Origin of the sequence: Amycolatopsis sp. NPDC021455 (assembly GCF_040640995.1) — a bacterium.
In the GTDB taxonomy this organism is placed as follows: Bacteria; Actinomycetota; Actinomycetes; order Mycobacteriales; family Pseudonocardiaceae; genus Amycolatopsis.
Genome location: NZ_JBFACT010000031.1, coordinates 1 through 21,248, shown reverse-complemented (window position 1 = coordinate 21,248; position 21,248 = coordinate 1). Strand labels below are relative to the sequence as shown.

The window sequence follows — 21,248 nt, the reverse complement described above, 5'->3', positions numbered from 1 at the left end:
CCACAGAGGACCGTTGCCAAGTCCTGCCCGCCGGGTCTCCCTTTCGGATAGTTCTCCGCGTCCCTTGTCCGCCCGTGAACCGGCGGCTACAGTCAAACTGAACTGAACTCAGGTTGCTAGGAGCAGTCATGCGCCTCCGCTCGACGCCCGTCAAAGTTGCCGCCGTCGCCGCGACCCTCGTTCTCGCCGCCACCGCCTGTGCGAGCGCGAACTCGGCCGGAGCCAACGACAAAGAGATCACGATCGGGGCGTGGTACCCGCTTTCCGGCGCGGTCAGCGCCTCCGGCGTCCCCCAGCGCGCCGGCGCGGACGCCTACTTCAAGATGATCAACGACCGCGGCGGCATCAACGGCCGCAAGGTCAACTGGATCGTCAAGGACAACGCGTTCGACCCGCAGCAGACCGTCCAGATCGCCCGCGAGCTGATCGGCCAGGACAAGGTCTCCGCCATCGTCGCCGCCAACGGGACCTCGCAGGCCGAAGCCGCCTTCCCGTTCGTGCTCCAGCAGTCGAAGGTGCCGATCCTCAACGAGCTCGGCGGCCTCGACTCCTGGTACAACCCGCCGCGCGCCAACCTCTTCGGCACGCAGACCCTCTACGAGGACCAGGCCGCCGCGCTCGGCGACTGGGTGGCCAAGGACGGCCGCAAGAACGTCGTCGTCGTGCACAGCGACCCGGCCGCGTTCGTCAAGGTCGCCCAGGCCGCCCAGAGCGTCGCCAAGAAGTCCGACCCGGCGATGAACGTCAGCCTGCAGCCGGTGAAGTTCCAGTCCACCGACTACAGCCCGGTCGTCAGCCAGGTGAAGGGCAAGGCGCCGGACGCGATCATCCTGATCCTCGCCTCGCCCGAGGCGGCCGCGTTCATGAAGGAAGCCAAGCTGCAGGGGCTCACCGCCCCGACGTACAGCTACGCGCCGGTCGCCGCGCAGTCCACGCTCACCCTGGCCGGCCCCGCCGCCGAAGGCGCCCGCGCCGTGCAGCTGGTCAAGTCGCCCAACGACACCGACCCGGCCGTCCAGGAGTTCCGGGACGCCATGGCGAAGTACGAGCCCGGGCAGCCGGCCGACTTCATCGCGCTCTGGGGCTGGGCCGGGGCGAAGGTCTTCGCCCAGATCGCGCAGACCGTCAAGGGCTCAGTGACGTCCGAAGCGCTGGCGAAAGCCTACGAACAGGCGAAGAATGTCGATCCCGGCGTCGCTCCCGTGATGAGCTTCGGCCCGGACCGCCACATGGGCTCGCGTGACGTGCAGCGGGTCGTCGTCAAGAACGGCAAGTGGACCTCCGAAGGGGACTTCTACACCCCGCCCGCCCGCTGAACCACCACTCAAGGGAGAGTGTCCGTGGCGTTGCGAGAATATCTGTCCTGTATGGACGGCCAGGACCCGGCGAAGGCCCTCGAGCTGATGGAACCGGACCTGCGGTTCCTGATCGCGTTGCCCTCCGGCGAGGTCGCCGGAACGTCCAAAGCGGACTTCGCGGCCTACATCGAGGGCCGCAACCCGGTAGACCGGGTGCACGAAATCCTCCGCTACTGCGCGGACGGCGACACCGAGATGGTCTACGGCGTCGTCACCGAGGCGGGTGAACCGATCGGCGCCTTCCACTCGGCCGCGGTTCTGTCGCCGAACGGCCTGCTGGCCCGCTACCAGGCCTTCTTCAGCACGACGTTCGCCCTGATCGACTGGCCGGAAGGAGCACGCCGATGACGGAAGACTTCGACGTCGTCGTGCTCGGCGCCGGACTCGCCGGGTTGTCCGCGGCCGTCACGGCGGCGGTTGAAGGAGCCCGCACGCTGGTCGTGGAACGCGCGCCCGTGATCGGCGGCTCCGCGGCGATCTCCGGGGGCTACGTCTGGGCCATCGAGGACGAGGCCGCGTTGCGCCGGGAGGACCCCGGCCCGTACCAGCGCCACGGCATGCTGGTCGTCGACGGCTACCACGACGCGATCGCGTGGCTGTCGTCGTTCGCGCCGCCCCTGACCGGTGTCGAACGGGCGCTGGCCGGGCGCGGGCACAAGTTCGACATGCCCGTCCTGCTCGCCCACCTGACCCGGGCGGTCACCGCGGCCGGCGGCCATGTCCTCGTCGACGCGCAGACCGAACAGCTGACCCGGGACGGCAGCGGCTACCGGGCCGACGTGACGACACCGGCCGGGCCACGCCGCATCACCGCGCGGTCCGTCGTGCTCGCGACCGGCGGACGGCAGGCCGACCCGGACGTCCGGGCCGGACTCGTCGGCGGCGGGTTCGTCCCGCCCCTGCGCGGCAACCCGTGGTCCCGCGGCACCGGCGCGGCCCTCGCGGCCGGGCTCGGCGCGTCGGTCAACACCGCGAACACCGGCTTCTACGGCCACCTGTTCGCCGACGGCGCCGAGCCCCTCAGCCCGATCGACCACATCGCCTTCGCGCTCTACCACAGCGACGACGGCGTCCTGCTCGACCCGGCCGGCCACCGGTTCACCGACGAGACCCGCGGCGACCACAACAACGCCATGGCACTCGCCGCCCACGGCGGCCGGGGCCTGCTCCTGTGGTCCGAAGCCGTCCAGCACGCCGCCGCCGAAGCCCCGTTCGTCCCCGGCAGCCCCCGCCTCGACCGCTGGGCCTTCACCCGCGACCGCGGCGGCCGCGTCGGCGTCGCCGACAACGTCGACGCACTGCCGGTGCACCTGGACCCCGAAGCCCGCGCCCGCCTCGGCACCGGCCGCGTCTTCCACGCCGACGTCGTCCCGGCCATCACCTTCACCTTCGGCGGCATCGAAGCCGACACCGAAGGCACCGCCCTGGACAGCACAGGCACGCCGATCGACGGCCTCCACCCAGCCGGCGCCGACCTGTCCGATGTGTATAACGAGGGTTACGGCGGCGGTCTGTGCCTCGCCGTGGTGTCCGGCCGCCGGGCCGGGCGGCTGGCCGCCCTCCGAACCGGCAAGGAGGCCCAGCGTGTCTGAGGCGCCGTTCCTGACCAAGTGGTTCGAGATCATGGACAGCGACACGCCGTCGCGGATCCTGGACCTCATCGACGACGACTTCACGTTCTCCATCCTGTTCTCCACCGACGGCCGCGCGACCGACTTCGCCGGCGGCCGCGAGGCGATGGAGGGCTACCTCGCGCAGCGCGAGAAGGGCACGCTCACCCACCACCCCCTGGAGGTGAGCTCGGCCGGGCGCGCCGAGTTCTACCTCGGCGAGGTCCGCCGCGGCGGGGAAGTCGTCGCCAACTACGTGGCCGCCGGGCAGGTCGGCGCGTCCGGCCGGCTGGAACGCCTGATCATCGGCCGCTCGCCCGCCGTCCGTTTCGAAGGAGGTGCCGATGTTTAACCTGGTGCTGCTGGCCGCCAAGCCGCCGGACTGGACCCACGAGCGGTTCATCACCTGGTGGCGGACCGACCACGCCGAGCTGACCTACCGGCTGCCGGGCCTGCGGTCGTGGCGGCACACCGAGGTCGAGGCGGCCCTGGAGCCGCGCTCGGAGGGCTGGGACGGCGTCTCGATCCTCGGCTTCGACACCGAGGAGGACCTGCGCAAGGCCCTGGCCAGCCAGGAATGGGCCGACGCCGTCGCCCAGGTCGGCGACATGCGCGGCCGCCGGATCGCCGTCCTCGGCACCGAACGGGAGATGTTCGCCGGATGAAGGAAGCCGTCCAGGATTTCCGCAAACGCGCCGAGCAGGCCGACTTCGTCGCCGTCATCGACGACGACGGCGAGCACACCGCGCGCGCACTGCTGGCCCAGGCCGAAGTCCTCGCCGACGTCCTCGGCCCGGGGGCGACCGCGCTGGTCCAGGCCGACAACACCTGGCGCACGGTGGTCGCCGCGCTGGCCACCGGCCTGACCGGCGGGGTCCTCGCCGTGGTCAACCGGCACACGACCCGCGCCGAGTTCGCGGCCGCGTGCGACGACATCCGGCCGGACGTGGTCGTCGCCGAACCGTCCGCTTTGGACGAGTGGGACGTCACGGCGGTGCGGCCCGGGGGCGTCCGGCCCGCGCTCGACAACTGGTCCGCCGTGTCGGGTGCCGGCACCGGCGACCCGGCCCGGTGGAACGGCGGCGTGTTCATCGGCCTGACGTCCGGGTCCACCGGCCGGGCCAAGGGCGTCGTCCAGTCCGAGGAGGCCCTGCGCTACGCCTGCTCGTGCACGATCGAGATCAACGGCCTCCGGCCCGGCGACGCCGTCGCGGCGATCGTGCCGCTGTCCTCGACCGCGGCGTTCTGCTTCGGCGTCTACTGCTCGTTGCTGCTCGGCGGTCCGCTGGTCCTGACGGCCAAGTGGGACCCGCCCGCCGTGGTCGCCCGGCTGGCGGAGACGGACACCCGCTGGACGATGTGCGTCCCGACGATGGCCCTCCAGCTGGCGGCCGCAGGCGCGCTGCCGGGCGTCCGGTCGATCACCGTGGGCGGCGGGCCGATGGACCGCGTCGCCCTGATGCGGGCCGAGACCGCGCTGGGCACGAAGATCCTGCGCGTGTTCGGGATGTCCGAGTGCCTCGGCCACACCTCGCCCCTGCCGGAGGAGCCCGCGGAGATCCGGCTGGGCCACGACGGACGGCCGTTCCCCGGCACCGAGGTCCGGGCCGTGTCGCCGGACGGCGCCGTGCTCGGTCCCGGCGAGACCGGCCGGGCGCAGGTCGTGGGGCCGTCGCTGTTCCTCGGGTACGCCCGCGGCGGCCGCGTCGAGCCGCCGGAGCTGACCGCGGACGGGTTCTTCCCGACCGGCGACCTCGTGGTGTCCGATGTGGACGGCCTGATCACGATCATGGGCCGGGAGAAGGACGTCATCATCCGCGGCGGCCGCAACATCGACGTCACCGAGATCGAGCGGGCCGTCGCCGGCTACGAACGGCTGGAACAGGCCTGCGTGGTGCCGGTCCGCGACGACGTCCTGGGGGAGCGGGTGGCGCTGCTCGCCGTCCCGCGTGACGCCGCGTCCGTCGCGCTCGACGACGTCACCGGCTACCTGCGCGAGGCCGGGCTGTCCAAGACCAAGTGGCCGGAGTTCGTGTACCTGGTGGACGCGCTGCCGCAGACGAAGGTCGGCAAGCTCGACCGCGCGGGCGCGCGCGAGCTCGCCGAAGGCCTGCACATGGGGGTCTCATGAGTCTCGACCGCGGGAAGTGGGCCACCGCCGGGCCGGAGACGGTCGCGCCGGGCGTGCACCGGATCCCGCTGCCCCTGCCCAACGACGGCCTGCGCGCGATCAACGTCTACGCCCTCGAGCAGCCGGACGGCCTGGTCCTGATCGACGCCGGCTGGTCGATTCGTGAGTCCCTGACCGTCCTGGAGGCGTCGCTGATCGGGCTGGGACACCGGCTCCACGACATCACCGACGTCTACGTCACCCACATCCACCGCGACCACTACACGCAGGCCGTGGAGCTGCGCCGCCGGTACGGGACGCGGGTGCACCTCGGGGTGGGCGAACGGCCCGGCCTCGAGCTGCTGACCACGCTGCGCACGGACGTCCCCGTGACGTCGCTGGACGTCCTCCGCCGCGGCGGCGCGCCCGAGCTGGCCGCGCGGATGGCGGAGGGGTACGGCGAGTTCGACGCGTCCGGCTGGGAGCCGCCGGACCGCTGGCTCCACGCGGGCACGGTGCCGCTGCGACACCCCCTGGAAGTGCTGCCGACACCCGGCCACACGCGCGGGCACGTCGTGTACCGGGACGCCGGCCGCGGACTGCTGTTCTCCGGCGACCACGTGCTGCCGCACATCACCCCGTCGATCGGCTTCGAGCTGGGGGAGCCGGGCCTGCCGCTGGGCGACTACCTGGACTCGCTCGACCTGATGACGGCGTTCCCGGACACGCGGCTGCTCCCCGCGCACGGCCCGGTCGCCGCCAGCACGCACACGCGCGTCGAGGAACTCCTGGATCACCACGACAAGCGGCTCGCCGAGACGGAAGACGCCCTCGGCGCCGGAGCCCGCAGCGGCTACGCCGTGGCGGAGCGGCTCTCGTGGACACGGCGGGCGGTCCCGTTCGGCGACCTGAACGACTTCAACCGGATGCTCGCGGTCAACGAGACCGTCGCCCACCTGGACGTCCTGGTCGCGCGAGGCCGGGCCACGGTGTCCGAAGTGGAGGGTGTGGCGCGGTACGCGCTCACCGGATGACGGTCCAGTAGAGGACGTCGGGAACGATGATCAGCAGGGCCACCGCGAGCCAGTAAGGGCCTGCTTTCAGTTGGGGTGCGCGGAAGGCGAACAAGGCGTTCAGGCCGAACACCACCAGCCCGGCCAGCAGAAACGCGACCAGGCCGAACAAGATCTTGACGTCCGCTTCACCGGCGGCCTCGGCCTCGGCCAAGCCGAGCTCGCCCGCGAGGATCTGCAGACCGAACATCCCCAGCGCGACCGGGAAGGCGCAGGGGATGGCCAGGAGGAGGTTGAGCGGAACTCCGATCAGCCAGACTTGGTCGGGGCGAAGCTCTCGGCGGGGCATCCGGTCATCATGCCGGAGACGTCAGCGGGCGGTCCAGCCGCCGTCGACGTACAGCTCGGAGCCCGTCACGAAACTCGCGTCCTCCGACGCCAGGAACGCCACCGCGCCCGCCACCTCGGCGGTGCGGCCCAGGCGGCCGAGCGGGGTGCCGTCGACCATCGCCGTGTGGCGCGGCGATCCCTCTTCCCACAGCTTCCGGGACAGGGGTGTCTCGATGAAGCCGGGGTGCACCGAGTTCACGCGCACGCCGCGTTTTCCCCAGTGCAGGGCCGCGTTCTTGGTCATCAGCCGGACCGCGCCCTTCGCGGCGTGGTAGGAGAAGTGCGTCCCGAACCCGCCGACCGTGCCGAAGATCGACGCGATGTTGACGATCGAGCCGCCGCCCGCGCGTTCGATCGCCGCGCCCGCGTGCTTCATGCCGAGCCAGACCCCGCGCTGGCTGACCGCGATGACCTTCTCCCAGGACTCCAGGGTTTCCGTCTCGACCGTCGCGGGCTCGCCGATGCCCGCGTTGTTCACCAGGATCGTCAGCCCGTCCAGCCGGGAGACCGCCGCCTGCCAGGCCTTTTCCGACGTGACGTCGAGCGGGAGGCCGAGCGCGTCGGGCAACTCGGCAGCCAGGGCCTCACACCGTGAAGCATCGACGTCGGTGACGACGACCCGCGCGCCCTCCTCGGCCAGCCGGCGCGTGATCGCCTCGCCGATGCCGCCCGTCGCGCCGGTGACCAGCGCGACCTTTCCGGACAACCGCATGAATCCTCCTAGGTGAGCAGGTCGAGACCCGCGTCGATCAGGCCGGGCACGGCCGCGCCGACGTCGTCGAAGCCGGTGCCGACGGACTGCCCGGCCCGGTGGCGGGCGTGGATGCCTTCGGCGATGACGGCGAGCTTGAACCAGCCGAGTGCCTGGTAGAACGCCAGTTCCGTGAGGTCGCGGCCGCTGTGCCGGGCGTACCGCCCGGCGAGGTCCGCCGCGGCGGGAAAGCCGGGGTGCGCGGTCGGGACGTGCCGGACGCCGAGGACGGGCGCCACCCGCGGGTCCCAGTACACCAGCAGCAGCCCGAGGTCGGTGAGCGGATCGCCGAGCGCGGCCATCTCCCAGTCGACGATCGCCGCGATGCCCGAATCCGGCCCGAGGATCGTGTTGTCCCAGCGGTAGTCGCCGTGCACCAAGGCCGCGCCGCTCTCCGCCGGCGCCGCCTTGACGAGCCGCTCGTGAAGTTCGTCTACTGTGGACAAATCACGCGTGGCCACCCGGTCCCACTGGCCGCGCCAGCGCCGGAGCTGGCGGTCCAGGAAGCCCTCGGGACGGCCGAACGCGCCGAGGCCGATCTCCGCCGGGACGAGGGCGTGCAGCTTCACCAGCTCGTCGACCAGCGCCGTCGTGTACCGGCGGACGTCGATCTCCGGCAACGCGGCGCCGTCTCGCAGCACTGGCCCGTCCACATGCGACACGACGGTGAAGGGGACCCCGAGCACCGCCGGGTCTTCGCACGAGACGACCGTGCGGGGGACCGGGACGTCCGTCGGGCCGAGCGCCGCCATCACGCGGAACTCCCGCCCGACGTCGTGCGCGGTCGGCGTGAGGGGGCCCAGCGGCGGCCGGCGCAGGACCCAGCGGTGCGTCCCGTCGGTCACGGCGTAAGTGAGGTTGGAGCGGCCGCCGTGGATCAGCTCGACCGCCAGCTCGCCGCCGAACTCCGGGACCTCGCGCTCGAAGTAGCGTCGCAAGGACTCGACGTCCACGGTCATCGGAGCGCCGCGCGGGCCTTGGACGCGCGCCGGGCGATCGCCCACCGGTGCGTCTCCGACGGGCCGTCGTAGATGCGGAACGGCCGGACCTCCCGGTACAGCCGGGAAAGCGGCGCGTCCGCGGAGATGCCGAGCGCGCCGCAGATCTGGACCGCACGGTCGACCACCCGGTGCACGGCCTCGGCCACGAACGTCTTGGCCATCGACGTGTGCTGCGCGCCGGGACGTCCCCGGTCCAGCTCCCAGCAGGCCCGCCACAGCAGCGCGCGAGCCGCTTCGAGGTCGATCTCCGAGTCGGCGATCAGCTGCTGCACCATGCCGAGCTCCTCGAGCGGGCGCCCGAACGCCGAGCGGCTCGCGGCGCGGTCGAGGGCGACGTCCTGCGCCCGGCGGGCGACGCCCAGCCACCGCATGCAGTGGGTGAGCCGCGCGGGCCCGAGCCGGACCTGGGCGTAGTCGAAGCCGCGGTCGACCTCGCCGAGCACGGCGTCGTCGCCGACCTCGCAGCCGTCGAAGAGGACTTCGCTGTGGCCGCCGAAGAGGCCTTCGTCGAGGGTCGCGATGTTCCGGACGATCTTCATGCCCGGATTGCCGGCGTCGACGAGGAACATGGTCGCGCCGCCGGCGTCCCCGGGGTCGCCGCCGGTGCGGGCCATGCAGATCGCGAAGGCGGCCCCGTCGGCGCCGCTGATGAACCACTTCCGGCCGTCGATCCGCCAGCCGCCGGCGATCCGGGTCGCCGTCGTGCTGAGGGCCCGCGGGTCCGAGCCCGCGCCCGGCGCCGGTTCCGTCATCGCGAAGCAGGACCTCACTTCGCCGGCGGCGAGCGGGGCGAGGTAGCGCGTCCGCTGGTCTTCGCCGGCGACCTTCGCGAGCAGGTGCATGTTGCCCTCGTCGGGCGCCGCGATGTTCAGGGCGAGCGGGCCGAGCAGGGAGTAGCCGGCGGCTTCGAACACCACGGCCTGGCCGCGCAGGTCCAGGCTCAGCTGCGGGGCGAAGACGCCGGCGTCGCGCGCGGCCTGCTGGAGCCGCCGCCGGAGCGGTTCCGGCCCGTCGTGCAGCACGCCGTCGCAGGCCTGCTCCTCGGGGATGACGACGTCCCGGACGAACTCCCGCACGCGTTCGGCGAGCCGGGCGACGTGGTCGTCCACAGTGAACTCGATCGGCATCGGCGCCTCCGTTGGCTAATGACTATTAGCCAGGAGAACGCATGATCTGGACCGAAGTCAAGACGATGTGGCTAATCAGCGCTAGCCTGACGGCATGAAGGTGGAACGTCCCCATCGCCCCGGCGACGTCGCGGCCGGCCTGCCGGCGGACCGCGCCGCGGCGATCCGCCTGGCGGCACTGCGGCTGTTCGCCGCGCAGGGCTACCGGGCGACGACGATGGCCGACATCGGCGCGGCGGTCGGCATCCGCGGGCCCAGCCTGTACAAGCACGTGTCCGGCAAGCAGGTGCTGCTGGCGGAGATCATGCTGGGCACGATGGACACGCTGCTGGCGATGCACGCCGAGGCGGTCGACGGCGTCACCGACGTGACGGAACGCCTGCGCCGCGCGGTGGAGGCCCACGTCCGCTACCACGCCCGGCACCGCCTCGAGGCGTTCGTCGGCAACCGCGAGATCGGCAGCCTCGAGCAGCCCGGCCGGGTCCTGCGGCTGCGCAGCGCCTACGAGCGCGGGTTCCGCGAGCTGATCGAACGGGGGGTGGCGGAGGGCGTCTTCACGGTCCGCTCGGCCCGGCTGGCGTCGTACTCCATCCTCGACATGGGCATGGGTGTGGCGAACTGGTTCCACGACAGCGGCGAGTTCTCGGTCGACCAGCTCGCGTACCAGTACGGCGACCTGGCCCTGCGGATCGTCGGCCGCTAGGGCCGCGGCTGCCGGGCCAGTTCCGCCGCGCCGAAGGAGACGCTGAAGCGTTCGCACCAGATGCTGACGCTGGTGTAGCCGGTCAGGTCGGTGCCGGCGGGCAGCGGGTAGTTCTGGTTGCCCTTGTTGCCCTTCAGCTCGCCCGCGTCGAGGTGCTTGCCGTCGTCGAAGACGTCCCAGCCGTCCTTGCCGGGTTTGACCGGGGCGTCGGTGAGCCAGACGTGCACGTCGGGGCCGCTGCTGGTGGCGAGGTCCTCCAGGCGCAGCACGAGCGACCCGTCGGCGGCGCGCAGGATCCGGACGGTGCCGGTGGTGTGGTGCTCGTGGCTGATCAGCCTGCCGCTCGCGAGTTCGGCGGGCGCGGCCACGGCGGACGGCGACGACGGTCCGGACGGCGACGGCACGGACGGCGACGGGGGTGCGGCGGCGGGCGGGGCTTCCTGCACGGTCTCGTCCACCACCAGCTGCCACGGCTGGAACCAGTACAACCCCGCCGCGACGGCGACCAGGCCCGTGACCAGGACGGCCAGTATCCAAGGCCGGGTGAGCAGGCGCCGCGCGCGGTTCATGTGGTTCTCCTCCGTCTTCGTCTCTTCCAGTCAACGGGACGAATCGCCCAGCGACGTCCGGTGCGCGGTTACCGATCTCTTACGCCGCGGCAGGCTGCTTCGGCCGTCCGGATGGGTTACCCGGGTCGCCGGCTCGTCAACCGCCGGGGGCTGGAGGTCCTGGTCAGGACGCCTTGATGAACGCCGCGGCCCGTTCGCCGATCATGATCGCGGGGCGGTGGAGCGAGGGGCGCCGCACTACGACCTCGAGCCCGCGGAGGTCCGGAAGCAGGCCTCCGGCTCCGGCGAACCGGTGAAATTCGTGTTGCCATCGGTCGTATCCGCGGCCGATTTCGGAGGATTTTCGAGGCCATTCACCGGAACGCGTCGTAACCAAACCAGGTGTTCCGGCGATGTGACATGGGACTGTTGCAATCGGCCTCACCCACCAGGATGCGACGGGGACATCATGGACGAAAGGACACCGCGGTATCGGGCGTTCGCCGATCTCACCCACGATCAACAGGACAACCTGCTCGCCGAGGTCTACGCGCGCGGTGCTTCGCTCGCCGAATTGTCGCGCCTGACCGGGCTCAGCTACTCCTGGCTGCGCAGACGGCTGCTCAAGGCCGGTGTCGAGCTGCGCTCCAGGCCGGGACCGCGGGAATCCCCGGTCCCCGCGGAAATCCTCGTCGAGGAGTACCGCGCCGGGGCGAGCATCCTCGCTCTCGCCGAGAAGTACGGGCTGTACTACAAGCGCGTCCGGGAAATTCTGCTGCGGGAAGGCGTCGAGCTACGACCGTCGACGCGAGCCAAGCCCGAAGACGGCTGAAATGTGCCCGGAATCACAAAACGTTCCGTATAGTGATTTCGCTGTTTTCGATACTGTCCGCTAAGTCCGCGTGCACGCGACGGTAGAATGAAAAGTTCGAGACCTACGGGGAGATCTCGGATGGACGACACGCACGAGCGGCCGCCGCCGGTTCAGCTGCCGGCTCCGGTGGACGGCTTCGTCGGCCGGGAGGCGGCACTCGACCTGCTGGACCGCACCTGGCAGCGCCGGGCGGACCGCCCGCCCGTCGTCGTCCTGAGCGGCATCGGCGGGGTGGGGAAGACGGCGGTCGCCGTGCGCTGGCTGAGCGATCACCGCGACCGGTTCCCCGGCGGTCTCCTCTACACCCGGCTGACCGAGCCCGGCGGCGATCCGGTGCCCACCGGCGAGGTCCTGTTCGGCTTCCTCGTCACCATCGGCGTCCCCGCCGACACGATCCCGCCGCAGGCCGGGCAGCGGTCGGCCATGTTCCGGGCCGCCGTGGCGGACCGGCTCGTCGGCATCCTGCTCGACGACGCCGTCTCCGCCGGCCAGGTGCGTGCGCTGCTGCCCGCGTCCGCCTCCGCCATGGTCGTGGTGACGACCCGGCGGCAGCTCACCGGCCTCGCGATGGACGGCGCGGAACTGCTCGACCTCGCCCCGCTGACCCCCGGCGAGGCACGGCGGCTGCTGGGCGAGCTGGCCGGACACGAGCGGATCGCCGCGGAACCGGAAGCGGCCGGCGCGATCGTCGAGATCTGCGGCGGCCTGCCGCTCGCGCTCGGGATCATCGGCGCGCGGCTGCGGGCCCGCCCGTTGCGCAGCGTGGCCCGGGAGGCGAACACCTATGCGCGTCACCTCGGCACGGGGGCCGGCGCACCCGACGACGTGCTCGAGGTGCGGGCGGTCTTCGACACGTCGTACACCGAACTGCCCGACAGGGCCGCCCGGGTGTACCGCACCTGCGGTCTGCACCCCGGCCCGGACGTCTCGGTCGACGCGCTCGCCGACGTCCTCGGCGAGCCGGTCGCCCAGGTCGAAGACGCCGTCGACGCGCTCGTGTCGGTCAACCTCCTCACCGATGCCGCGGACGACCGCGTCACCCAGCACGACCTGCTGCGCCGTGACGCCCGCCTGCGCGCCGAGTGGGAACTCGAACCCGCCGACCAGGCCGCCGTGGTCCGTGGCTTCACCCGGTGGTACCTCGCCCGGGCGCAGGCGGCCGACGACCTGATCCATCCGCAGCGTCCCCGGTTCGGCGTGACCCCGCCCGGCGCGCATCGCCAGGCGTTCCCGGACCGCGCGGCCGCGGTGGCCTGGTGGCGGCGTGATCGCCGCTCGATCCGGGCGGTGGTCGCCGAGGCCGCCCGGCGGCACTGGGACGAAGAACTCTGGCAGTTCTGCGAAGCGTCGTGGGGATTCTTCCTGCACCACCGGGACTACGAACCCTGGCTGGCGATGCAGACCGCGGGGGTGGCCGCGGCCCAGCGGTGCGACGTCCCGCTGGTGGAGGCGAGGCTGCGTTCGCAGCTCGGTTTCGCGTACGCGAAACTGCGCCGCTTCGACGACGCCGTCGCGGAAAACCGGATCGCCCTGCGCCTCGGCGAGCAGCAGGCGCACGGTCCCACCCGTGCGACCGCGCTTTCCCAGCTCGGCCGCGCGGCTCGCGGCCAGGGCGACCTCCCCGCCGCGCTCGGGTACTACCGGCAGGCCGCACAGCTGCAGGAAGACCTCGGCATCCCGCGCGGAGTGGCCTTGTGCCGGCGCAGGTCCGGCGAGGTGCTGGCCGAACTCGGCCGTGACGAGGAGGCGATCACCGAGCTGGCCGCGGCCGCGAAGGCCATGGCCGAGCTCGGGGATCCGGTCCAGCACGCCAGGGCCGCCACCGCCGCCGCCACGCTGCGATCGCGGCAGGGCCGGCACGACGAAGCCCGGCGGGTCCTCGTGGACGCGCTACAGGTCGTCCGCGATCTCGACTCGCCCTACTACACGGCCGAGGTGCTGTCGGCCCTCGGCCAGGCCGAGCTGGAAGCCGGCCACCAGGAGGACGGCCGCCGCCACCAGGCCGAGGCCCGCGAGCTCTACCTCAAGCTCGGCGACCCCCGTGCCGGCGAAATCGCGGCCACGGGCCGCCCAGACGCAGCCCCCGGGGAACACGGCGATCGCGGCCTCGGCTCCGGCGGCCGATGACAACGCCCGTGGTGCGGCCAGGGTCGCGGCCGCCCGGTCACGGGACGGCCGGCACACCAGCACGTCACCCGCCTCCCACCAGGCGACGGGCGCGTCCGCCGCGACCACCAGCACGTCGGCGGCCCAGCCCGGCCGGGTCAGGTGCAGGTGTGCGACGCCCGGCACCCGGCGCTCGCGCCGGACCACGACCGCGAGCACGCTCCGGCCGGTCACGCGACGTCCCCGAGCGGGTCCGGTGACGGCAGGAACCGGGTGCCTGCCGCGCCGTCCGGCTCGGGCAACGCGAGGAGCTCGTACATGGCGCGCCGGAGGATGGCCGCGGCCTGCCCGGGCCGGGACGTGATCGCCGCCCGGACGACCCGGGCCAGCCGGGCGCTCGCCCTCGAAGCGATTTCCTCCTGCAGGGGCAACGCCATGTCGTACCGCAGCCCGGGAGCGTTGCGGCGCACCAGGTCCGCGATGCTGCCGGAACGGATCGCCGAGCCGCCGTCGGCGGCGACGGTGACCGGGCGGCCGAGCGCCGCCGCGTAGGCGGTGGTCGAGCCGTAGTCGCCGATCACCCAGTCGGACGCCACCATGGTCGCCTGCCAGCCCTGGTCGGGCGGGATGAGCAGCAGGCCGTCGCGGAGGCAGTCCGCGAACCACGCGGTGACCTGGCGACGGCCGTGCACGGTCCACACGTTGGGGTGCAGGACGGCCGCGACGGCGTAGCGGCTGGACGGCAGCGCGTCCCGCAACGCACGGCAGAGCCGGGGGAGCCGGCCGAACACCGAGTCGGCCGACCACGTCGAGCTGACGGTGACCAGACGGCGCCCGGGCCTGACGCCCAGCTCGTGCCGGTAGGTTTCGCGCAGCGCGACGCTCTCGAGCATGTCGTCCAGGCAGATGTCCCCGACCACCAGCGCCCGCGGCAGCGCCTCCGGGCACGACCGCCGCAGCGCGGCGAGTTCCGCGTCGGTCGCCAGCCCGAGCACGGCGGGCAGGATCCGCCCGCGGTAGGTGAGCAGCTCACGGTCCAGCCCGCTCGCCGGGTTCGTGGCGGCGCCGGCCTTCCGGCTGTAGCGGCGGGATTTCGCCGTCCCCGCTCCGTGGGCGAGGAGCAGGATCGGGCCGTGCAGCTCGTCGAGGTGCCGGTGGCTGGCGGCCAGCACCAGGTCGAAGCGGTGCTGCACGGCCTGGTGCCAGGGCAGCACCAGCCCGTGCTGTGCCCGGACGAACTCCTCGACGCCGTGCCAGCCGTCCCCGGTGTGCGGCACGGTGAACACCGTCTGCACCCGGTGATCCGCCTCCAGCAGCGGCAGGACGTCGAGCAAGCGAGTGCCCGCGGTCATGGTGGGCACGACCACCACCGCGTTCCGGCAGCCGGGTCTGGTGACCCGGCGGTCGGCGTCCAGCCCGATCGGCCCACGAATCCACCTGTCCATGTTCGCGCACCCTCCCGTATTCGTCGCGACCATGAAGCACAGCGTGCGGCGGCGGTTCGACAAGGCCCGCGCGCACTTCGGACAAAAAACTGACAACCACTCGACGGACCGTTTTCGGTGCCCGTTGTTATCCGGTTGTCATGGCGTTCCCGGTCCTCGGGTGCAAAACTCGTCAGGGAAGCGGCCGTCGTGCCACCTCTGCGGGGAGGGGACGCAGAATGGAGATCACGTTCGGAATTCTCGGGCAGACTACGATGCGAATGCACGGGAATCTGAGCGTGAGGTGGACGCACCGGCGCGAACGCAACGTCGTCGCCGCGCTGCTGACCCAGCCGGGCCGGCGGATGTCGATCGGCGCCTTGGTCGACTGGGCCTGGAACGAGGACGAAGTCCGGCCGCGGGAGCCGCGGGGCGCGCTCTACAAGTGCGTCGGCCGGATCCGCCAGGCGCTCGACCAAGCCGGCGCGCCCGCGAAGATCGTCGCGATCAGCGGGGGATACCAGCTCGAGATCGACCCCGAGCTGATCGATTTCCACGCTTTCCGCTCGGCAATGCGGCGCGCCCATGAACTGAGTGACCAGGACGAGCATCGGAAAGCGTGCGAGGTGGCCCGGGCCGCGCTGGCGTTGTGGCGTGACGAACCATTGGCCGGTATCACGTCCGAACCGGCGCGGAATTGGCGGACCTCGGTGACCGCGAATCATTGGATTCCCGCCAATACGTTCCTGCTTTCGGAACTGCTCGCGGTCGGGCGCCCGGACGAGGCACTGCTCCTGCTGGACGAGCTGAGCCAGGAGTGCGCCACCGAGCTCTGGTTCGCCATGCTGCGGTTGCAGGCGCTCACCGCGGTCGGCCGGTACGCGGCTCGCAACGAGTACTACCTCGACATGTACCGGTACTTCCGCCGGACCGGGGACGACCAGGCCGCCGAAGACCTCCGTGCCCTGCAGGACCACCTGCGTGCGCCCGAACCGCTGGCCGCGGGAACGGATCCGGTGCCCGTGAACCGGTCCGGCGCCCCACCCGCGCCGTTGCGTGAACTCCCGCGTGACGTGGCGGGTTTCACCGGCCGCGCGGACGTCCTCGCGGACCTCGACTCCGCGTTGACCCCGGCGGGCGAGGCCTTCGTGCCGACCGTCTTGGTGGTCACGGGACCCCCGGGAGTCGGGAAAACCAGCACGGTCGTGCATTGGGCGACGAAGGCGGCTTCGCGCTTCCCCGGCGGCGTCATGCTGATCGACCTGCACGGGGTCGGCCCGGCGCCGCGCGTGGAGCCCGCCGACGTGGTCGGTGCCCTGCTGTCCGCGCTGAACTACCCGGTCGACCAGATCGTCGGCGCGGCCGGACGCGCCGCCCGGCTGCGCAGTCTCCTGAGCGATCGGCCGATGCTGGTCGTCCTGGACAACGCCGAGGACACCACGCACGTCGAGCCGCTGCTCGGTGTCCTGTCCGACTGCGCGGTGATCGTCACCGCGCGGCGACGGCTGAAGGCCCTCGCCCGGCGGCAGCAATGCCCGACGCTCACCCTCGCCCCGCTCTCCGACGAGGTGTCGGCCGAGCTGCTCCGCCGCCGGCTGGGCGAGCGGTCGGCGCGGGAACCGGACGCGACCGCCCGGCTCGCCTCGTTGTGCAACGGGTTGCCCCTGGCCCTGACGATCGTCGCCGAACGGGCCGCCAGCCGGGCGGGCAGCCGGTTGCAGACCATCGTCGAGCAGGTTCGCGACCCGGCCACGCTGCTGACGATCGGGGACGACGGCGACGGCGAAGAGATGAACCTGTACCTGGCGTTCTCGTGGTCCTACCAGTGCCTCGAACCGGCCGCGCAGCAGGCTTTCCGGGTGTTCGGCCTGCATCCCGGGCCCGAAGCCGGCGTCGAGGTGCTGGCCTCGGCGGCCGGTGTCCCGGTGACGGAGGGCCGGCGGGCCCTGGACCTGCTCGTCGCGGCCCACCTCGTCCAGCAACCGGGCGACGGCGACCGCTACCGCATCCACGACCTGTTCCACCACTTCGCCCGCGCGCTGAACACGCCGGGCACACCGGTCGACGGGCCGCGCCGGCGGATGGTCTCCTACTACCTGCACACCGCCCACAACGCGCACCGGATCGTCCACCCGCGCGAGGGCGCGCCGAAGATGCCGCCCGTCGAACCGGGGTGCCGGCCCGACCGGTTCACCGATCCGCTCGCCGCGATGCGCTGGTGCCTGCGCGAACGCGCGAACCTCACGGCGATGGCGGGCTACGCGGCCGCTCACGGCCTCGATGAGCTCGCCTGGCGGTTTCCGCACGTCACCGGACCCATCCTGAACCGCTTCGGATTCTTCGACGACGTGATCGCGACCCTGACCGTCGCCGTCCGGTCTGCCGCCGCTTCGGGCGACGACCTGGCCCGGATGGCCTGCCTCAACGACCTCGGCTACCTCCACCTGCTCACCGGGCACGACGCGATCGCGGAGACGCACCTACGGCAGGCCCTCGAACTCGCCACGGCGCACGACGTCCCGGTCGCCGTGCTCTCCGCCAAGCTCAACATGGGACACCGGCACCGGCACGCGGGCCGGCTCGCTCAGGCGGCGGCGTTGTACGAGGAATGCGCCGTCACCGCCCGCGAGATCGGGGACGAGGAGCGCCAGGCCAAGGCCGCGCACAACCTGGCCAAGACCCTGGCCGAGCTCGACCAGCCGTTCCGCGCGCTCGAGCACCTGCAGCAGGCTCTGCTCTTGCGGCGCAAGCTCGGTGATGCGCCGGGGCTCGTGGAGACGCACATCGAACTCGTCGGCGTCCACACCGACCTCGCCGAGTTCGGTGCGGCACACGCGCACTGCCGTGCGGCGATTCCCCTCCTCGAACGGGTCCGCGACCTGACGGCGGTCATGCGGCTGCACACCGCGAGGGCCAACCTGGCCCTCGCCGAAGGCCGGCTCGGCGAGGCGCTGCGGTTCGCGCGGGAAGCGGTGGTCTTCGCCGAGCGGTCGCACACCGCCACCGGAGAAGCCCGGGCGCTCACCGCTCTCGGAAACGTCCTGGTGCGCCGGGGCGAAGTGGAACCGGCACGGACGGCCTGGAGCCGTGCCGCGGGGCTGTACCGCGACCGGGAACGCCACCGCCGCGCCGATCGGGTCGAGCGGCAGCTGGCCGAGCTGGCGGCCGTCCCCGACATTCCGGACGCCCGGGTCGGTGACGAGGACACGGTCGCCCTGCCGGCCCCGCCCGGCCGTCACTCTTCATAGCGCTCTAAAGGGTGAATTACCGACCGTTGGCGCACTCTCACTAGGTGTCCCGAAGGTCAAACATGCAGGTGTTGACCACGATCGAGAGGCTTGATCCCGCGGGTGGCCTTACCGACACGACTGTTCGTAAGTAGAGGTCGTCGAGCGGGGTTGCGCCGGAGGGGATGCCTCCTCTAGCCTCCGCGTCAACACGGGATCCCCCATTGCATCCCGATTCGAATTATTTTCTAGACGTGTGCGACGCGGAAGGAAATAGGTGTTTTATTTTCTTTGGTTTTGGTGTTAGTGCGGTCGAGGTGCCCGGCGACGCCGGGCACCTCGCGGCTACCGCTTGCCCGCGGCCAGCCGGACCGTCCGGAACCCGGTCGCTTCGGAAATCAGCCGGCCGATGACCGGCCCCAGCGGCAGGCGAGCACGGCGAGTGCGGCGGTCACGCCGAGGACGACGCCGCGTCGTTCGCGGAGCTTCAGGATCAGCGCGACCGTCGCGGCGGCGGCGCCGGTGCCGAGGCTGGCGAAGGCGCGACCGGCCATGAGGAGCCCGCCCGCGTTGGCGAAGGCGGCCAACAGGACGCCGAAGAACAGGAAGCCGAGCGCGGGGATCGTCACCGCCGTGGGGAAGCGGGCGCCGAGCAGGAGGCCGGCGGGCACCGTCAGCGCCGTCCCGACCAGGTAGGCGACCAGCCCGATCAGGAGTAGGCCCTGGTCGGACAGGTGGAGCGCGTGCTGGATCTCCGGCAGGCCGTCGAACCGGTAGATCACGGTCAGCATGAACAATCCGATCAGTGCGGCGGCCCCGGGCCCGAACACCTGCCACCAGGCACCCGGGCGAGTGACATGCGGTGGCGACGGCGTCACGTACATGCGGTCACCGTAGAGCTTCGGAAGCGCGTGTCGTCGCAGCCGCTGACGGCGTCCATCCCCGCCGGCTTCACGGTTTGCCAGGGCAAGTGACACGTCCGCTTCCGGCCCGCTCGGGCCGCGGGCCGGAAGCGGCTCTTCGAACCCCGCCGGTGGTCAGCTGACGGGGGCCAGCCGTGGATCCGGCAGCCGAGGTGACTGCGGTTCGCCCGGGCCGGTGGGCTGCCCGGTGAGGAAGGCGTGCCTGGCTTGGGCGAAGCCGCGGCGGTCGTCGAAGATGTCGTGGCTCATCTCGGCGAGCTCCCGGACCCGGTAGGTGTCCAGGGGCCTGCGTTGTTCGTCGGCTTCCCGGGTGGTGCGTTTGCGGTCGAGCAGAGCCTGCCCGCCGGCGGCCAGTTCGGTGGCGTAGTCCAGGACCGCCGAGACGAATTCCGCGCGGTCGTTCCCGGCGAGGTGGTCGACGAGCCCGATCTCGGCCGCTTCGGCGGCGGTGACCGGCTCGCAGCGCGTGGTCAACCGGTCCGCCTCTTCGTCGCCGACCCGCTGGGGCAGCACATAGGTCCAGTACTCCGAGCCGTACAGGCCCATCTTCCGGTAGTGCGGGTTGAGCAGGACGCCGTCGCGGGCGATCACCTTGTCCGCGCCGAGGGCCAGCATCACCCCGCCCGCGCCCGCGTCGCCGGTGAGCGCGGACACCACCAGCTGGCTCGTGCAGGCGATGATTTCCCGGCAGAGGTCGTCGATCGCGGTGATGTTCCGCCACGCTTCCGCCGCCGGATGCGGATGGGCGTCGATGACACCCAGGTGCAGGCCGTTGGAGAACACCTCGCCGCCCGCCAGGACCAGGACGGCGGTGTCCTGCGCGGCGGCGTGGCGCACGGCAGCGGTGAGCCGGCGGCACTGGGCGGTGGACATCGCGCCGTTGTAGAACGCGAACCGCACCAACCCCACCTTGCCCACCCGCCGGTAGCTGATTTCCCGCAGGGACGACGGGATCGTGGACCGCGGCGTGCGGGGAAGGCTGCCGCCGAGAGCGAGCGCGGCGGGGAGCTTGACCGTCGCGTCGGGCGCCAGCCGCCGCGCCTGCCCGATCCACAGCGCGCCGTCGCCGGTGCGGACCAGGACCGCGTCCTGACGGCGTCCCGCGATGGTGCCGGGTTCGCCCGGCGAAGCGTCCCCGTAGTGGGCGTCGAACACCGCGACCGGCACCCCGGCCAGCTCGGTGTGCACGCCGGGACGGCCGTCCGCGGCGCGGATCCGGCGCAGGATGTGGTCGGCCGGGTCACCCCACGAAAAGGCCCGGTCGGCCTGCCGGACCAAGGGGCGGACCACGCCGGCCCGGGGGTCCTGACGCCGTGGGGTGAACCCGGGGTCCCCGGCTTTGCGCACGACCTCGCCGATCAGGCTCATCGCGGCGTCGGTGACCTCGGTGTTGTAGAGCGTGCTCTTGCGCGGCGGATCGGCCGGCATCCGGAACGTCCGCGTGCCCCAGATCGGCCCGCCGTCGAGGTCACCGGTGGCCTGCAGGGCGGTCACCCCCCAGGTGGGCTCGGCGTCCATGATGGCCCAGTCGAGCGCGGACGGGCCGCGGTCCCCTTCCGGGCCGGGGTGGATGACGATCGTGCGGTAGCGGCGCCAGACCACCTCCGGCACCCGGCGCCGCAGGAACGGGCAGATGATCAGTTCGGGATCGGTGGCCACCGCCGCGGCGGCGATTTCCTGGGGATCGCGCACGATCCGGATCGCGACGCGGTGGCCGCGGGCGCGCAAGTGGAGCCAGGCGCGCTGGCTGAGTCCGTTGAACGCCGAGCACAACAGCAGAATTTTCACCGGGCCTCCGTCCGGCTATTCGACAATGGTCGACGATACGACCGGTCGACGGTACCCGAAGCGGCGACGGATGCGACGCTGCCAAAGGTGTAAGTGCATTCGGCCAACCGGGCTCTTCGGCTGGTTGATCCATTTCTCTGAGTGAATTATTCGTCCGGAACAAACAATTATGACGATTGTTTGGAGATATTTCTTCGTGGCTCGTGCTCGGCGATGGGACCGCCCCAGCCCGGCCAAAGGCGCGCAAGCCGGTGGACGCTAAGGGAAAGCCCCGCCGGGCGGGGTGGGGGAGCGG

At 71.9% G+C, this 21,248-nt stretch carries 19 protein-coding genes; 11 read left to right on the top strand and 8 right to left on the bottom strand.

The genetic code is table 11. The features are described 5' to 3' along the window. Positions 1-128: 128 nt before the first annotated feature. The 7 genes from AB0G28_RS28855 to AB0G28_RS28825 are packed head-to-tail and all read left to right on the top strand — an operon-like array spanning position 129 to position 6,112. On the top strand, positions 129-1,316 hold the full coding sequence (locus AB0G28_RS28855; protein ID WP_361095665.1) for an ABC transporter substrate-binding protein: 1,188 nt from the start codon (positions 129-131) through the stop codon (positions 1,314-1,316). 24 nt (positions 1,317-1,340) lie between these two features. Then, a complete protein-coding gene (locus AB0G28_RS28850; protein ID WP_361095662.1) occupies positions 1,341-1,706 on the top strand; it encodes a nuclear transport factor 2 family protein in 366 nt (121 codons plus the stop codon). Continuing rightward, positions 1,703-2,950: an FAD-binding protein gene (locus tag AB0G28_RS28845; protein WP_361095659.1), complete on the top strand. Its 1,248-nt coding sequence runs from the start codon at positions 1,703-1,705 to the stop codon at positions 2,948-2,950. The genes AB0G28_RS28850 and AB0G28_RS28845 overlap by 4 nt, the downstream gene beginning before the upstream one ends. Further along, positions 2,943-3,320 carry a nuclear transport factor 2 family protein gene (locus tag AB0G28_RS28840; RefSeq protein ID WP_361095656.1) on the top strand — a complete coding sequence of 126 codons (378 nt, stop codon included), beginning with the start codon at positions 2,943-2,945 and terminating at the stop codon, positions 3,318-3,320. The genes AB0G28_RS28845 and AB0G28_RS28840 overlap by 8 nt, the downstream gene beginning before the upstream one ends. Then, the gene (locus AB0G28_RS28835; RefSeq protein ID WP_361095653.1) at positions 3,313-3,633 is read left to right on the top strand and encodes an EthD family reductase; all 321 of its coding nucleotides are present in this window, start codon (positions 3,313-3,315) and stop codon (positions 3,631-3,633) included. The genes AB0G28_RS28840 and AB0G28_RS28835 overlap by 8 nt, the downstream gene beginning before the upstream one ends. Continuing rightward, positions 3,630-5,099, top strand: coding sequence for a class I adenylate-forming enzyme family protein (locus AB0G28_RS28830; RefSeq protein WP_361095650.1), 1,470 nt, complete (start codon positions 3,630-3,632; stop codon positions 5,097-5,099). The genes AB0G28_RS28835 and AB0G28_RS28830 overlap by 4 nt, the downstream gene beginning before the upstream one ends. After that, on the top strand, positions 5,096-6,112 hold the full coding sequence (locus AB0G28_RS28825; RefSeq protein WP_361095647.1) for an MBL fold metallo-hydrolase: 1,017 nt from the start codon (positions 5,096-5,098) through the stop codon (positions 6,110-6,112). The genes AB0G28_RS28830 and AB0G28_RS28825 overlap by 4 nt, the downstream gene beginning before the upstream one ends. Here the strand turns inward: AB0G28_RS28825 and AB0G28_RS28820 are convergent. The 4 genes from AB0G28_RS28820 to AB0G28_RS28805 are packed head-to-tail and all read right to left on the bottom strand — an operon-like array spanning position 6,102 to position 9,360. Beyond that, positions 6,102-6,440, bottom strand: coding sequence for a hypothetical protein (locus AB0G28_RS28820; RefSeq protein WP_361095644.1), 339 nt, complete (start codon positions 6,438-6,440; stop codon positions 6,102-6,104). The two genes, AB0G28_RS28825 and AB0G28_RS28820, sit on opposite strands and share 11 nt — an antisense overlap. A 21-nt stretch (positions 6,441-6,461) precedes the next feature. Further along, positions 6,462-7,193 carry a glucose 1-dehydrogenase gene (locus tag AB0G28_RS28815; protein WP_361095641.1) on the bottom strand — a complete coding sequence of 244 codons (732 nt, stop codon included), beginning with the start codon at positions 7,191-7,193 and terminating at the stop codon, positions 6,462-6,464. Positions 7,194-7,201: 8 nt separating this feature from the next. Then, positions 7,202-8,191: a phosphotransferase family protein gene (locus tag AB0G28_RS28810; RefSeq protein WP_361095638.1), complete on the bottom strand. Its 990-nt coding sequence runs from the start codon at positions 8,189-8,191 to the stop codon at positions 7,202-7,204. Further along, the gene (locus AB0G28_RS28805; RefSeq protein WP_361095634.1) at positions 8,188-9,360 is read right to left on the bottom strand and encodes an acyl-CoA dehydrogenase; all 1,173 of its coding nucleotides are present in this window, start codon (positions 9,358-9,360) and stop codon (positions 8,188-8,190) included. The genes AB0G28_RS28810 and AB0G28_RS28805 overlap by 4 nt, the downstream gene beginning before the upstream one ends. Positions 9,361-9,454: 94 nt before the next feature. On the opposite strand from AB0G28_RS28805, the gene AB0G28_RS28800 reads away from it, so the two are divergent. Then, positions 9,455-10,063, top strand: coding sequence for a TetR/AcrR family transcriptional regulator (locus AB0G28_RS28800; protein WP_361095632.1), 609 nt, complete (start codon positions 9,455-9,457; stop codon positions 10,061-10,063). Here the strand turns inward: AB0G28_RS28800 and AB0G28_RS28795 are convergent. Beyond that, the gene (locus AB0G28_RS28795) at positions 10,060-10,632 is read right to left on the bottom strand and encodes a DM13 domain-containing protein (RefSeq protein ID WP_361095629.1); all 573 of its coding nucleotides are present in this window, start codon (positions 10,630-10,632) and stop codon (positions 10,060-10,062) included. The two genes, AB0G28_RS28800 and AB0G28_RS28795, sit on opposite strands and share 4 nt — an antisense overlap. Before the next feature lie 448 nt (positions 10,633-11,080). Here AB0G28_RS28795 and AB0G28_RS28790 point away from each other — a divergent pair, with 448 nt between their 5' ends. Both AB0G28_RS28790 and AB0G28_RS28785 read left to right on the top strand, forming a co-directional pair. Continuing rightward, on the top strand, positions 11,081-11,443 hold the full coding sequence (locus AB0G28_RS28790) for a helix-turn-helix domain-containing protein (RefSeq protein ID WP_361095626.1): 363 nt from the start codon (positions 11,081-11,083) through the stop codon (positions 11,441-11,443). Between the two features lie 120 nt (positions 11,444-11,563). Beyond that, positions 11,564-13,612, top strand: a complete 2,049-nt coding sequence (locus tag AB0G28_RS28785) for a tetratricopeptide repeat protein (protein WP_361095623.1) — start codon at positions 11,564-11,566, stop codon at positions 13,610-13,612. 209 nt (positions 13,613-13,821) lie between these two features. Here the strand turns inward: AB0G28_RS28785 and AB0G28_RS28780 are convergent, their stop codons facing one another. Further along, the gene (locus AB0G28_RS28780; RefSeq protein WP_361095620.1) at positions 13,822-15,036 is read right to left on the bottom strand and encodes a hypothetical protein; all 1,215 of its coding nucleotides are present in this window, start codon (positions 15,034-15,036) and stop codon (positions 13,822-13,824) included. Positions 15,037-15,314: 278 nt separating this feature from the next. Between AB0G28_RS28780 and AB0G28_RS28775 the strand changes: the two genes are divergently transcribed. Next, positions 15,315-18,263 (top strand): BTAD domain-containing putative transcriptional regulator, encoded by a 2,949-nt coding sequence (locus AB0G28_RS28775; protein ID WP_361095617.1) that lies wholly within the window; start codon positions 15,315-15,317, stop codon positions 18,261-18,263. 377 nt (positions 18,264-18,640) lie between these two features. Here AB0G28_RS28775 and AB0G28_RS28770 read toward each other — a convergent pair whose 3' ends face one another. Together AB0G28_RS28770 and AB0G28_RS28765 are read right to left on the bottom strand one after the other, a co-directional pair. Then, positions 18,641-19,126 carry an MFS transporter gene (locus AB0G28_RS28770; protein ID WP_361095614.1) on the bottom strand — a complete coding sequence of 162 codons (486 nt, stop codon included), beginning with the start codon at positions 19,124-19,126 and terminating at the stop codon, positions 18,641-18,643. Positions 19,127-19,279: 153 nt separating this feature from the next. Then, a complete protein-coding gene (locus AB0G28_RS28765; RefSeq protein ID WP_361095611.1) occupies positions 19,280-20,953 on the bottom strand; it encodes a hydrogenase maturation protein in 1,674 nt (557 codons plus the stop codon). Positions 20,954-21,248 lie beyond the last annotated feature (295 nt).

Coding starts and splice junctions, on each gene's coding strand:
- AB0G28_RS28855 (WP_361095665.1), top strand. CDS start 129: ATGCGCCTCCGCTCGACGCCCGTCAAAGTTGCCGCCGTCGCCGCGACC.
- AB0G28_RS28845 (WP_361095659.1), top strand. CDS start 1,703: ATGACGGAAGACTTCGACGTCGTCGTGCTCGGCGCCGGACTCGCCGGG.
- AB0G28_RS28835 (WP_361095653.1), top strand. CDS start 3,313: ATGTTTAACCTGGTGCTGCTGGCCGCCAAGCCGCCGGACTGGACCCAC.
- AB0G28_RS28830 (WP_361095650.1), top strand. CDS start 3,630: ATGAAGGAAGCCGTCCAGGATTTCCGCAAACGCGCCGAGCAGGCCGAC.
- AB0G28_RS28825 (WP_361095647.1), top strand. CDS start 5,096: ATGAGTCTCGACCGCGGGAAGTGGGCCACCGCCGGGCCGGAGACGGTC.
- AB0G28_RS28820 (WP_361095644.1), bottom strand. CDS start 6,440: ATGCCCCGCCGAGAGCTTCGCCCCGACCAAGTCTGGCTGATCGGAGTT.
- AB0G28_RS28815 (WP_361095641.1), bottom strand. CDS start 7,193: ATGCGGTTGTCCGGAAAGGTCGCGCTGGTCACCGGCGCGACGGGCGGC.
- AB0G28_RS28810 (WP_361095638.1), bottom strand. CDS start 8,191: ATGACCGTGGACGTCGAGTCCTTGCGACGCTACTTCGAGCGCGAGGTC.
- AB0G28_RS28805 (WP_361095634.1), bottom strand. CDS start 9,360: ATGCCGATCGAGTTCACTGTGGACGACCACGTCGCCCGGCTCGCCGAA.
- AB0G28_RS28800 (WP_361095632.1), top strand. CDS start 9,455: ATGAAGGTGGAACGTCCCCATCGCCCCGGCGACGTCGCGGCCGGCCTG.
- AB0G28_RS28795 (WP_361095629.1), bottom strand. CDS start 10,632: ATGAACCGCGCGCGGCGCCTGCTCACCCGGCCTTGGATACTGGCCGTC.
- AB0G28_RS28790 (WP_361095626.1), top strand. CDS start 11,081: ATGGACGAAAGGACACCGCGGTATCGGGCGTTCGCCGATCTCACCCAC.
- AB0G28_RS28785 (WP_361095623.1), top strand. CDS start 11,564: ATGGACGACACGCACGAGCGGCCGCCGCCGGTTCAGCTGCCGGCTCCG.
- AB0G28_RS28780 (WP_361095620.1), bottom strand. CDS start 15,036: ATGGACAGGTGGATTCGTGGGCCGATCGGGCTGGACGCCGACCGCCGG.
- AB0G28_RS28770 (WP_361095614.1), bottom strand. CDS start 19,126: ATGTACGTGACGCCGTCGCCACCGCATGTCACTCGCCCGGGTGCCTGG.